This window comes from Neisseria sp. P0001.S005, from assembly GCF_051963715.1.
The window spans coordinates 1-415 of sequence record NZ_JBQCTZ010000659.1; the positions used below are offsets into that span (position 1 = coordinate 1).

At 47.7% G+C, this 415-nt stretch carries 1 protein-coding gene; it reads right to left on the reverse strand.

All coding sequences use genetic code 11. From position 1 onward, the window contains the following. Positions 1 to 74: 74 nt before the first annotated feature. The coding region (locus ACTHSP_RS22245; protein WP_440347040.1) for a Nif3-like dinuclear metal center hexameric protein at positions 75 to 415 on the reverse strand (341 nt) is incomplete at its 5' end.

A 415-nucleotide genomic window follows, 5' to 3' on the forward strand; every position in this document is an offset into this window, starting at 1 on the left:
AATTCTACCTAGTTTGTTGTAATACTCAAAGCATTATTTAAAATAAGGTAAAGTTTTATGATATTGCTCAATACTCAGGCAGGGTTGTTTTCATCAAAGTGAACCACTTCGATACCGAATTTTTCTGCCACGGCATCGCCTAAGGCGCGTACGCCGTAACGTTCTGTCGCGTGGTGGCCGGCGCTGATAAATGCTACACCTGTTTCATTGGCAAGATGATATTGCGCTTCGGAAATTTCACCGGTCAGATACGCATCGACACCTTCGTCTACGGCCGTCTGAAAAAATCCCTGCGCACCGCCGCTGCACCAGGCAATACGTTTGATTTCGCGTTCAAAATCGCCGATAACGGTCGGCTTGCGGCCGAATACCGCCTCAATGCGTTCAGACAACTGCGCCAATGTTTGCGTGGTTT